At 72.3% G+C, this 13,763-nt stretch carries 1 protein-coding gene (cut by a window edge); it reads right to left on the bottom strand.

All coding sequences use genetic code 11. The annotated features are described in order from the left end of the window. A protein-coding gene (locus OO71_RS09565) for a type I polyketide synthase (RefSeq protein ID WP_033289314.1) crosses the window boundary here: on the bottom strand, positions 1 to 13,763 show its start. It extends 14,206 nt beyond the left edge of the window; 13,763 of the gene's 27,969 nt are visible here — the first part of the coding sequence; it begins with the start codon at positions 13,761 to 13,763; its stop codon lies beyond the left edge, outside the window.

Raw genomic sequence — 13,763 nt, 5'->3', positions numbered from 1 at the left:
CCCGCCACGTACGCGGCGTGCAGCCCGCTCCCCCACAACCCCGCGGTCGACGAGTAGAGCACGAACGCGTCGAGCTCTTCGCCGTCCAGCAGTTCGTCGAGATGCTGTGCACCCATGACCTTGGCCCGGACGACCCGCGCGAACGACTCCAGGTCAGTGTCCTCGATCGACGCGAGTTCGATGACGGCGGCGGTGTGCACGACGGTGCGCACCGTCCGCCCCGCGGATTTCAGGTCGCCGAGGAGCCGCTCGACCGATGCGCGATCGGCGACGTCGCACGCGATCATTTCCGCCTCGGCGCCGAGCGCGGTCAGCTCGGCGAGGAGTTCGGGGGCGCCGGGCGCCTCGATCCCGCGCCTGCTGGTCAATACGATGTGCTCGGCGCCCTGCCCGGCCAGCCACCGCGCCAGATGCTTGGCGAGAGTTCCGGTACCGCCGGTGACCAGGGTGGTGCCGCGCGGAGTCCACGTGCGCGCCGGATCCGGCGCACCGGCCGGAGCGGGGACGACCCGCCGGGCGAGCACCCCCGACGAGCGGATCGCGAGCTGATCCTCGCCGAGGGTCCCGGACAGCACACTCGCCAGGCGCCGGGCGCCGCGCCGGTCGAGCTGCCCGGGCAGGTCGACGACGCCGCCCCAGCGGTGCGGCACCTCCAGTGCCGCGGTCCAGCCGAGGCCGATCACCTGTGCCTGCAACGGATGCCGCACCCGGTCCGAACGGCCGGTGGAGACGGCACCGCGGGTGATCGTCCACAGTGGAGCGTCGAAACCGGCGTCGCCGAGTGCCTGGACGAGCGAGACGCTCAACGCGAGGCCGAGAGTGAGCCCGGGGTGGAGCTCGCTCGACTGCTCCGCGAAAGCCAGCAGCGAGACCACTCCGGACACTTCGGGGATAGCAGCCAGGCGGGCGGCCAGTACCTCCCGATCCGTCGCCTGCTCGTCCAGCACGAGCCGTTCTGCCTGCGCACCATGGCTTTCCAGCAGCGCGGTGATCTCGGAGTCGTCGTCCCCTTCGGCCGACACGACCAGCCAGGTCCCGGACAGCGCGGCCGCGGACCCGGTCTTGACCGGCTTCCAGGTGGCCCGGTAACGCCAGGAGTCCACTGTGGACTTTTCTTGCCGGGTACGGCGCCACGAAGACAGTGCGGGCAGCACCGTGGCCAGAGCCGCGCCGTCGACGTCGAGACTCGCGCTGAGCGAGTCGAAGTCCTGTTCCTCGACAGCGTTCCAGAACTCCGCGTCCGCAGTGTCCACCGTGTCCGCTGTCGACGGCTCGACCGCCACCGCGTAGAAGTTCTCGTGCTGGAAGGCATAAGTCGGCAGCGCGATGCGGCGGGCGTCCGGGAACAGGTCCCGCCAGCCGACCCGCACGCCGCGCACGAAGACCTCGGCGAGCGAGGTCAGGAACCGGCCCACGGTGTCCTGCTCGCGGCGCAGCGAACCGGCGGCCACTGCCTTCACCCCGGCCGCGTCCGCGATGTCCTGCACCGACGTGGTCAGCACCGGGTGCGGGCTCGACTCGATGAACGCGCGGTACCCCTGTGCCACCAGCTCGGTGATCGCGAGTGCGAACTCGACGCGCTGGCGCAGATTGCGGTACCAGTAGCCCGCGTCCATGGCAGTGGTGTCGAGCCAATCGCCGGTCACCGTCGAGAAGAAGGGGACCTCCGAAGCCTGCGGGCGGATCTCGGACAGCGCCGCGGAAAGCTCTCCTTCGAGCAGTTCGACCTGCGCCGAGTGCGACGCGTAGTCGACCGCGATCCGGCGGACCCGGACCTCTTCGGCCGTCAGCTCGCCGGCCAGCGCGTCGAGCAGTCCGGGAGCCCCGGACACGACGACCGAGCTCGGCCCGTTGACCGCCGCGACCGAGAGTCCGCCACCCCGACCGGACAGCCTCGCCTCGACGTCGGCGACCGGCAGTGCGATCGACATCATCCCGCCGAGGCCGGCCAGCGTACGGGCGATGGCTTGGCTGCGCAGCGCGACCACCCGGGCGGCGTCCGGCAGCGACAGCGCACCGGCCACGACGGCGGCGGCGATCTCCCCCTGCGAGTGGCCCACCACGGCGTCGGGCTCGACCCCCTGCGAACGCCACAGTGCGGCAAGGGAAACCATCATCGCCCAGGAGGCAGGCTGGACGACGTCGACGCGGTCGAGCGCCGGTGCCCCCTCGGCCTGGCGCAGGACGTCGAACAGCGACCACTCGACAAACGGCGACAACGCGGCCGCGCACTCGGCGAGCCGTTCGGCGAAGACCGGCGACTCGCTCATCAGGCGCGCGCCCATCCCGGCCCACTGCGAACCCTGGCCGGGGAAGACGAAGACCGTGCGGCCCTCGACGTCGGCCGTCCCGGTGACCACCCCGGCCGGGGAACCGTTACCGCCCAAGGCATCCAGCGCCGACTGCACACCGGCGCGGTCGGCACCGAGAACCACCGCGCGATGGTCGAAGAGCGTGCGCGAGGTGACGAGCGAGTGGCCGAGGTCGGTGAGCCGGAGGTCCGGCTCGGCGTCCACGACGGACTTCAGCGCTTCGGCCTGTCCCCGCAGCGCGGCCGGGGACTTGCCGGAGAGCACCAGCGGGAAAACCCCGGACGGCACCTCGGGTGCCCCGGCAGGAACGTCTTCCGGGACGTGTTCGAGGATCGCGTGCGCATTGGTGCCGCTGATGCCGAACGACGACACCGCGGCGCGGCGCGGGCGCCCGGTTGCGGGCCAGCCGACCGCTTCGTTCGGCAGCGAGATCGTTCCCGGCGACCAATCGATGTGCGGCGACGGGGTCTCGGAGTGCAACGTGCCCGGCAGCATCCCGTGCCGCATCGCCAGCACCATCTTGATGACGCTCGCGATCCCGGCCGCCGACTGCGTGTGCCCGAGGTTGGTCTTGATCGAGCCGAGCAGCAGCGGGTTTTCCGGGTCGCGGCTACGGCCGTAGGTCGCCTGGAGTGCCTGCGCCTCGATCGGATCGCCCAGCGCCGTGCCGGTGCCGTGTGCCTCGACCGCGTCGATGTCCGAAGTGGACAGACCGGCGACGGCCAGTGCCTGCCGGATGACGCGCTGCTGGGACGGCCCGTTGGGGGCGGTCATGCCGTTGGACGCGCCATCCTGGTTGATCGCCGAGCCGCGCACCACCGCCAGCACCGGATGCCCGTTGCGGCGCGCATCGGAGAGGCGTTCCACGAGGACCAGCCCCGCCCCCTCGGCGAGGATCATGCCGTCGGCGCCGTCGCCGAACGCCTTGGTGCGGCCGTCGGCGGCGAGCGCCCGCTGGCGGCTGAACGCGATGAACGGGCCGGGGTTGGCCATGATGTGGACGCCACCGGCCAGCGCGAGCGAGCTTTCGCCGCTGCGCAGCGACTGCGCGGCCAGATGCAGGGCCACCAGCGAGGACGAACATGCGGTGTCGACGGTGACCGCGGGCCCTTCCAGCCCGAACAGGTAGGCCACTCGTCCGGAAAGGACACTCGGGCTGGTCCCGGTGACCATCATGCCCTCGGAGTCGCCGAGATCCGCACCGGCACCGTAATCCTGATGGCTGGCCCCGACGAACGTGCCGGTGCGGCTGCCGTGCACCGTTTCCGGATCGATCCCCGCCCGTTCGAAGACCTCCCACGCGGTCTCCAGCAGGAGCCGCTGCTGCGGATCCATCGCCAGCGCTTCGCGTGGCGAGATCCCGAAGAAGCCCGCGTCGAATTCGCCGGCATCGTGCAGGAAACCGCCCTGGGTGGTGTAGGTGCGGCCGGGCCGGTCCGGGTCCGGGTCGTAGAGGGCGTCGCCGTCCCAGCCGCGGTCGGCGGGAAAACCGGTGATGGCGTCGGTGCCGTGGGAAATCAGGTCCCACAGCTGCTCGGGGGACCGGACGCCGCCGGGGAAGCGGCAGCTCATGCCGATGATCGCGATCGGGTCGTCGTCGGCCGGGGTACCGATCGCCGCTGGGGCTGCCGCGGAACCGGCGCCCAGCACTTCGGTGTGCAGGAACGCAGCCAGCGCGGCCGGATTCGGGTAGTCGAAGGCCAGCGTGGCAGGCAGCGCCAGCCCGGTCGCGCCGGCCAGCCGCTTGCGTAGTTCGACCGCCGTCATCGAATCGAACCCGGCATCGCGGAACGGCTGCCGTTCCGCGACGGCGTCGGCGGAATCGTGCCCGAGTACCACGGCCGCTTCGGCACGGACGAGGTCGAGCAGTACCCGGCGCTGGTCCGGCTCGGCCCTTGCACTCAGCCGTGCGGCGAACTCCGCCCGGCCGGCGTCGGATTCCGCGCCGAGCGCGGCGCGAGCTTCGGGCAGGTCACCGAGAAGCGGACTGGGCCGCTGCGAGGTGAAAATCGGGAAGTACCGCTCCCAGTCGACGTCGGCGACCGTGACGGCGCCATCCTGCTGCACCACCGCACGCCGGAGTTCGGTGATCGCGGCTTCAGGGCTCAAGAACGACAGCCCCCGGCGGACGAGATCGCCGGAAACGGCGTCGTCGGTGGCCATTCCGGCGCCTGCCCACGGTCCCCAGGCGATCGAGGTCGCGGCAAGGCCCCGGCTTCGCCGTTGCCCGGCAAGGGCATCGAGACAGGCATTGCCCGCGGCGTAGGCGCTCTGGCCGGCGCTGCCCCACACCCCGGCGATCGAAGTGAACAGCACGAAGAAGTCGAGCGCGGTCTCGCCGAGCAGGTCGTCGAGGTTACGCGCGCCGGAGACCTTCGCGGACATGATCCCGGCGAACGTCTCGACATCGGTCTCGTGCAGCGGCGAAGACTGCCCGGTGCCCGCGGCGTGCACGACGCCGGTGAGCGGGTGTTCCGCCGGGACCTCCGCCAGCACGGCCGCCAGCGCGGCGTGGTCGGTGACGTCGCAGGACACGATGCCGACGCGCGCCCCCAATGCTTCCAGCTCGGCGCGCAGTTCGGCCGCACCGGGCGCCTCCTCGCCGCGACGGCTGGTCAGGATCAGGTTTTCCGCGCCGCTGCGGGCAAGCCAGCGGGCGCACTCGGCGCCGAGGGCACCGGTCCCGCCGGTCACCAGCACACTGCCCGCCGCGGTGAACTCGCCGGGCAGCTCGTCCACCGGATAGCGCACGAACCGGCGGCCGGACGCGCCCACCGACCGGATGGCGACCTGGTCCTCACCGGCGAGCCCGGCCAGTACGTGCACCATCGTCGCGGCCGCGGCGCCGTCGAGGGTCCCGGGCAGGTCGACCAGGCCGCCCCACTGCTGCGGGTACTCCAGCGCCGCGACCCGGCCGAGGCCCCACACCGCGGCCTGTGCCGGGCTCGTGACCGGATCCCAGTGCCCGGTCGAGACCGCGCCCCTGGTCACCGCCCACAGCGGAGCCTCGAGCCGGGCGTCCCCGAGCGCCTGGATGAGCGTGACCGTCCTGGCCAGGCCACGGGAAAGCACCGGGAAGGCATCGTCCCGCTCCTCGTCCGAGGCGAGGAGCGAGACGATGCCCGCCGTGTTGTCCGCTGCTTCGGTGAGGCGGGCGGCGAGCCCGGCGCGGTCGGCGCACAGTGCGTCGACGTCGAGACAGCGGACCTCGGCGCCGTGCTCGGTCAGCGCGGCAACGATCTCCGCGGTGCCGTCGGTGTCATCGGTGCCTGCCGAAACGACGAGCCAGGTACCGCCGAGCCGGGGAGCGGCCGGTATCCGGAGCGGCTTCCATTCGACCCGGTACCGCCACGAATCCAGCAGCGAGCGGGCCCGCCGTCCTTGCCGCCACGAGGTCAGCGCGGGCAATACCGAGCCGAGCGCGGGAAACTGGTCCTCGCGAAGGCCCAGCAGCGCGGCGAGACGATCGGCGTCGCCCTTCTCGACCGCGGCCCACAGCCCCTCGTCCGCCGGGTCGGCCGCCGGGCGCGCGGGGACGACCTCGGGCCAGAAGGCCTCATGCTGGAAGGCGTAAGTGGGCAGGCCGGTCCGGCGCGCGCCGGTACCGGCGAAGAACTCGGGCCAGCCGACCGCGATGCCGCGGACATGCAGCCGGGCCAGTGCGCCGGTCAGCGCAAGGTCCTCGGGCCGGTCACCGCGCAGGGCCGGGACGGCCTCGACGGCCGGATCGCCCTCGACGGCAAGGATGTCCTCGGTCATCGCCGAAAGCACGGCGTCCGGCCCGATTTCGAGGAAAGTGGTCAGGCCCGCGTTGCGCAGGGTGGCGATCCCGTCGGCGAACCGGACCGTGCCGCGCACGTGCTCGACCCAGTACTCCGGGGAACACACCTGTGCGGCGGTGGCGAACTCGCCGGTCAGGGTGGACACCAGCGGGAGCACCGGCTCCTGGTAGGACAGTCTCTGCGCCACCGCCCGGAACTCGCCGAGCATGGCGTCCATGTGGGCGGAGTGGAACGCGTGACTCACCCGCAGGCGCTTGGTCTTGCGGCCGAGCCCGGCGAACCGGGCGGCGAGCGCATCCACCGCGTCTGCGTCGCCCGCGAGGACCACCGAAGCGGGCCCGTTCACCGCCGCGAGGGAGACTCCTGCGGTCAGCAACGGGCCGACCTCGTCCGGTCCGGCCTGCACCGACGCCATCGCGCCAACCCCGGCCGGCAACGCTGCCATGAGCTTCGCCCTTGCCGCGACCAGGGTGCAGGCGTCCGCAAGGGAAAGCACTCCGGCGACGTGGGCCGCGGCCAGCTCGCCGATCGAGTGGCCCGCGACCGCGGCGGGCCGGATCCCCCACGACTCCAGCAGCCGGAACAGCGCGACTTCGAGCGCGAACACCGCAGGCTGGGTCCAGCCCGTCGTGTTCAGCAGCTCCTCTTCGGCGGTGCCTTCCGCGGCAAACAAGATCTCACGCAGCGGCCGGTCGAGCGAATCGCCGAGCAGGGCGGCAACCTCGTCGAGAGCCGAGGCGAACACCGGAAACCGCAGGGCGAGCTCCCGCCCCATGCCGGGACGCTGGCTGCCCTGGCCAGAGAAGAGCATCGCGGGTTTGGTCCCGCCGCCGGCTTCGCCTTCGACGAGGCCGCGAGCCGGGGCATCCGCACCCAGCGCAGCCAGCGCGGCGAGCAGCTCGGCACGGTCCGAGCCGACGACCGCCGCGCGCCGGCCGAACGCCGAACGGGTGGTGGCCAAGGACAATGCGATGTCGGCCGCGCGCAGGTCCGGCCTGGATTCCACAAAGGACTTGAGGGTCGTGGCCTGTGCCCGCAGTGCCTCCCTGGTCTTCCCGGACAGCAGCCACGGCACGACGACCGCATCGTCCTGCGGTTCCGCCGGGGCGGGACCCGGCGCAGGGGCCTGCTCGATGATCAGGTGGGCGTTGGTTCCGCTGATCCCGAAGGACGAGACCCCGGCGCGGCGCGGCCGTCCGGTGTCCGGCCAGCAGGTCTCTTCGGACAGCAGCTCGACGGCTCCGGCCGTCCAGTCCACTTCGGACGACGGCGAGGCGGCGTGGAGCGTCCGCGGCAGCATGCCGTGGCGCATCGCCATCACCATCTTGATCACTCCGGCAGCCCCGGCGGCCGCCTGGGTGTGACCGAGGTTGGACTTCACCGAACCCAGCAGCAGCGGCCGGTCCTCGTCCCGGTCCCGGCCGTAGGTGGCCAGCAGCGCCTGTGCCTCGATCGGATCGCCGAGCCGGGTGCCGGTGCCGTGTGCTTCCACCGCATCGACGTCCGCAGCGGACAGGCCCGCGCTCGCCAGCGCCTGGCGGATGACCCGTTGCTGTGCCGGGCCGTTCGGCGCGGTCAGCCCGTTGGACGCGCCGTCGGAGTTCACCGCGGACCCGCGCACGATCGCGAGGACCTCGTGGCCGTTCCGCCGGGCGTCGGAAAGCCGCTCGAGCACGAGGATACCGACGCCCTCGGCCCAGCCGACCCCGTCCGCGGCGTCCGAAAAGGACTTGCAGCGGCCGTCCGCGGAAAGCCCGCGCTGGCGGGCGAATTCGATGAGCGAAGCCGGGGTGGACATCACCGTCACCCCGCCCGCGAGCGCAAGGGAACACTCCCCCGCGCGCAGTGCCTGCATCGCCCAGTGCATGGCGACGAGCGACGAAGAGCACGCGGTGTCGACGGTGACGGCCGGTCCTTCCAGCCCCAGCGTGTACGCAACCCGGCCCGAAGCCACACTCGGCGACGTCCCGCTCCCCTGGAAACCTTCGAACTCACCACCGGCCAGTACCGCGCCGTAGTCGTTGTACATCACCCCGGCGAACACCCCGGTCCGGCTGCCACGCAACGACATCGGGTCGATCCCGGTGTGCTCGATCGCCTCCCACGATGCCTCCAGCAACAGCCGTTGCTGTGAGTCCGTCGCCGTCGCCTCCCGCGGGCTCATCCCGAAAAAGGCGGCGTCGAACTCGCCGGCGTCGTGCAGGAAACCGCCGGCGCGCGTATACGTCGTGCCCGGGTGGTCGGGGTCCGGATCGTAGAGTGCGCCCAGATCCCAGCCGCGATTCACCGGGAAGCCCGAGATGGCGTCGGTGCCCTCGCCGACCAGCCGCCACAGGTCTTCCGGCGAAGCGACCCCGCCGGGGTACCGGCAGCTCATGCCCACGATCACGATCGGATCGTCGGCCGCGGACAGGCGCGGCGGGTCTCCGGCCGGAGTGCCGGAGGCAGCTTCCGGTTCCATCAGCTCGCCGAGCAGGTGCGCGGCCAGCGCACGTGCGGTCGGGTGGTCGAAGATCACCGTGGCCGAGCTGCGAAGCCCGGTGACCCGGCTGAGCCGGTTGCGCAATTCGACGGCCGTCAGCGAGTCGAAGCCGAGGTCGGTGAACGCACGGCCGGGTTCGATGGCCGCGGCACCGGCGTGCCCGAGAGTCGCCGCGACCTCAGTCCGCACCAGTTCCAGCACCGCGTCGGCACGGTCCTCGGCGCTCAGCCGGGAAAGCCGCTGGACCAGCGCGGACGCCGGGCCGGCACCCGAGACCACCGAACGGCGGCCGGAAACCTTGACGAGCCCGCGCAGCAGATGCGGAACGTCGCCGGACGCCCGCAGCGCGCCCAGGTCCAGCCGGACCGGCAGTACCAGCGATTCGGGCACAGAGAGCGCGGCATCGAACAGCGCGACGCCCTCCGCCACGGCTAGCGGCGGAGTGCCCGCCCGCGCCAGGCGCTCCAGCTCGGCGTCCGTCAGCGCGGCGGTCATGCCACCGGATCGCGCCCACGGGCCCCAGGCAAGGGAAACTCCCGGAAGTCCTTCGCTGCGGCGGCGCGCCACGAGTGCGTCGAGGAAGGCATTGGCGGCCGCGTAGTTCGCCTGTCCGGCCGCCCCGAACGTCCCGGCGACCGAGGAGAAGACCACGAACGCGGTCAGCGGGAGGGCCCGGGTCAGCTCGTGCAAGTTCCAGACGGCGTCGGCCTTCGGGGTGAGGACAGTGTCCAGCCGCTCCGGCGTCAGCGCGGTGAGCACCCCGTCGTCGAGCATCCCGGCTGTGTGGACCACCCCGGTCAGCGGATGCGCGTCCGGAATCGAGGCCAGCACCGCGGCGAGCTCGGCCCGATCGGCGACGTCGCAGGCGGCGATCGTGACCTCGGCACCATGCTCGGCCAGTTCGGTCACGAGGCCGTCGGCCCCATCGGCCGCGGCACCACGCCGGCTCAGCAGCAGCAGGCGGCGTACGCCGTGGGTGGTCACGAGATGGCGGGCGAACACACCCGCGAGGCCGTCGGCGGCGCCGGTGAGGAGGACGGTCCCGTCCGCACTCCACGGGACTTCCGTTGCGGCTGCCGGGAAAACGCGGTTCAACCTCGGCTGCAGCACGACGCCGTCGCGAATCATCGTCTCGGGTCCGGCGGCCAGCGCCGCGCCGAGGCCGGCCGCCGCAGGCGTCTCCGGGTCGAGGTCGAGCAGCGCGAATCGATCCGGATGCTCGGTCTGGGCGCCCCTGAGCAGACCCCGGACCGCCGCCGCGGCCGGGTCGCTGCAGTCGGCTCCGCGAGTCACGAAGATCAGCCGTGAGGCCGCGAACCGGTCGTCGGCCAGCCACGCCTGCGCGCGATGCAGTGCCTCGGCGGCCAAGCGGTGTGCCTCGGCGGCGACGTCGGTTCCGGTGCACTGCACCGGAACCAGGACGACTTCCGGAACCGGGTTGCCGGACCAGACCGGGCCGGGCTGCGTTTCGGCGGTGCGGCCCGCTTCCCGGACCGCGCCGGCCAACCCGAAGACATCGTCACCCAGCACGCCGACGGACACCGGCGCCGTCGCCCCGGTGGTCCGGGCCTTTTTCCAGACCACGGAGAACAACGAGTCCCGCTCGACCGGCGAGAGCCGCCCCTGCCGGTCCGTCCCGCGCAGCACGAGGGTGTCGATCGTCGCGATGGGTTCCCCGGCAGGGCCGGCCACCGCAACGGAAATGGTGTCCCCGGCCAGCTTGGTGATCTTGACCCGGACCTCCGCGGCACCGGTCGCCCGGAGCGAGACGCCCTCCCAGGAAAACGGAAGGCCACCGTCGAGGCCCGCGAAAGATGCGGCGTGCAAAGCGGAATCGAGCAGCGCCGGGTGGATGCCGAACTCTTCGGCGCCGGTGCCTTCGGGCAGCGCCAGCTCGGCGAAGATCTCGTCGCCGCGTCGCCAGGCGGAGGTGAGGCCACGGAACGCCGGACCGTATTCGAAACCACCAGCGGCGAGCCGGTCGTAGTGCCCGTCGAGGTCGAGCACCTCGGCACCGGCAGGCGGCCAGGTGGCGAAGTCCGCATCGGGCACCGCATCGGTGCCCTCGGCCACCAGCACGCCGGTGGCATGCCGGACCCACGGAAGCTCGGCGTCGTCGGCATCGGGCCGGGAATAGACGGAAAGCGCCCGGCTGCCCGCGTCGTCGGGCGCACCGACCCAGACCTGGACCTGGACGCCGCCGTGCGCGGGCAGGACGAGCGGAGCGGCGAGCGTGAGCTCTTCGACCCGATCGCAGCCCACCTCGTCCCCGGCCCGGATCGCCAGTTCCAGGAACGCCGTCCCCGGCAGGAGGACGGCACCGTCGACGACGTGCTCGGCGAGCCACGGATGCGCGTGGCCGGAAAGGCGGCCGGTGAGCAGGAACGAGTCCGAGTCCGCCAGTGCGGTGGTCGCGGTGAGCAGCGGATGGTGCGCCGCGCCCACGCCCGCCGCACGCAGCTCGCCTGCCCCGGCACCCATGGCTTTCGGCCAGAACCGGCGGCGCTGAAAGGCGTACGTCGGCAGGTCCACCCGGCGGACGCCGGTACCGGCGAAGAAGGCATCCCATCGCACGCGGACGCCATGTACGTGCAGGTTGCCCACAGCGGACGCGATCGCCGCCGTCTCCGGGCGACGGGCCCGCAACACCGGGAACGCGGCGGCTTCCGGGTCTGCTGGGTCGTTCCAGCAGTCCTCGACCATGGCGGACAGCACGCCGTCCGGGCCGAGTTCGAGGAATACTCCGGCACCGTGGTCGCGCAGCCAGCCGACGCCGTCGGCGAACCGGACGGCCCGGCGGACCTGATCGGCCCAGTAGTCCGCGGACCTCGCCTGCTCGGCCGTCATCGGGTCGCCGGTCACCGTGGACACGATCGGGATGAGCGGCGGCTGCGGGGAAAGACCGGCCACCACAGCGCGGTAATCGCCGAGCATCGGTTCGAGATGAGGCGAGTGGAACGCGTGCGAGACCCGGAGTTCGCGGGTCTTGCGGTCCAGTGCGGCGAAGTGCGCGGTGATCTCGGCGACCGCTTCGCGATCACCGGATACGACCACCGCCGCGGGCCCGTTGACCGCGGCGATCGAAACCAGGTCCGCCCTGCCCTCGATCAGCGGCGCGACCTCGGCTTCCGACGCCTCCAGCGAGACCATCGATCCAGTGCCCGGCACCGCCTGCATCAGCCGGCCCCGGGCGGCCACCAGCGCGGCCGCGTCCTCGAGACCGAAGACCCCGGACACGTGCGCCGCCGCGAGTTCCCCGATGGAGTGGCCGAGGAGGTAGTCCGGCTGGACCCCGATCGCTTCCATCAAGCGGAACAGGGCGACCTCGACGGCGAACAACGCAGGCTGGGCGTATTCGGTCCGCTCCAGCGTTTCCGGTTCGTCGCCCCACATGACCTCCTGCAGTGGACGGTCGAGGTGGGCGTCGAAGGCGGCGGCGACGGTGTCCAGTTCGGCGGCGAATTCCGGGAACCGGGCGTACAGCTCCCGGCCCATGCCCAGCCGTTGCGCGCCTTGGCCGGTGAACAGGAAGGCCAGTTTCGGCCGGCCCTGGCAGGTCCCCAGCAGCAGGCCCGGCGCGGAGCTGCCCCCGGCCAGTGCCGTCAGCCCGGCGACGGCCGTTTTCCGATCGCCTGCGAGCAGCACGGCGCGGTGCTCGAAACTCGCTCGCGACGTCGCCAGCGAATACGCCAGGTCGCCCGGCTCGACGTCCCACTGTTCGTCCACAAAGGACAGCAGAGCCGCGGCCTGCGCCCGCAGCGCGTCTCCGGTCTTGCCGGAAACCGGCAGGGGTACCACGTCCGGGCCGGTGCGGCCGGGCTCCGCCGGAGACTCCGCGGGCGGCGCCTGCTCGACGATGAGGTGTGCGTTGGTCCCGCTGATGCCGAACGACGAGATCCCGGCCCGGCGGGGGGCGCCGGTCTCCGGCCACGGGACCTGCTCGGTCACCAGCTCGACCGCCCCCGCCGTCCAGTCCACATGGGACGACGGGGTTTCGGCACCGAGCGTGCGGGGGACGATGCCGTGCCGCATCGCCAGCACCATCTTGATCACCCCGGCGACCCCGGCGGCGGCCTGGGTGTGGCTCAGGTTCGACTTCACCGAGCCGAGCAGCAGGGGCCGGGCCGCGTCCCGCCCTCGCCCGTAGGTCGCCAGCAGCGCCTGCGCCTCCACCGGATCGCCCAAGGTGGTCCCGGTCCCGTGCGCGTCGACGACGTCGACCTCGGCCGCGGTGAGCCGGGCGTTGATCAGCGCCTGCTCGATGACCCGCTGCTGGGACGGGCCGTTCGGCGCGGTCAGCCCGTTCGACGCGCCGTCCTGGTTGACCGCGGAGCCACGGATGACCGCCAGCACCTCGTGCCCGTTGCGGCGGGCGTCGGAAAGCCGTTCCAGGACAAGGAGCCCGGCGCCTTCCGACCAGCCGGTGCCCCCGGCGTCGTCGGAGAACGAGCGGCACCGGCCGTCGGCGGCGAGGCCGCCTTGCCGGTTCATCTCGGTGAACGTGGCCGGGCTGGACATCACCGTAACCCCGCCGGCCAGCGCCAGCGAGCATTCACCCGCGCGCAGTGACTGGGCGGCCAGGTGCATCGCGACGAGCGACGACGAACACGCGGTGTCCACCGTCACCGCGGGACCGACCAGGCCGAACGTGTAGGAGAGCCGTCCGGACAGCACGCTGTTCGCGCTGCCGGTCAGCTGGAAACCCTCGGCACCCTCCCCCGGACCGACCCGGTAGTCCTGGGCCATCGCGCCGACGAAGACCCCGGTCCGGGTCCCCCGTACCACGGCAGGATCGAGCCCGGCCCGTTCGAAGGCCTCCCATGCGGTTTCGAGCAGCACCCGCTGCTGGGGATCCATCGCGAGCGCCTCCCGCGGGGAGATCCCGAAGAAGTCCGCGTCGAATTCGGTGGCACCGCGGAGAAAACCGCCGGCGGACGGCCCGTCGGGGTCCCCGCCGAGGTCCCAGCCCCGGTCGGCCGGGAAGCCCGAGATCCCGTGCGCACCGGTGGCGACCATCCGCCAGAGGTCGTCGGGACCGGCGACGTTCCCTGGAAAGCGGCAGCTCATGCCGACCAGCGCGATCGGCTCGACGGCGGCCTCTTCCAGCTCACCGACCCGGCGGCGGGAACGCTGCAGATCGGCGCTCGCCCGCTTGAGATAGTCCCTGAGCTTCTGTTCGTTGTCCAT

Origin of the sequence: Amycolatopsis jejuensis, assembly GCF_000717335.1 — a bacterium.
Taxonomy (GTDB): Bacteria; Actinomycetota; Actinomycetes; order Mycobacteriales; family Pseudonocardiaceae; genus Amycolatopsis; species Amycolatopsis jejuensis.
This window is presented reverse-complemented; position numbering and strand designations above follow the sequence as displayed.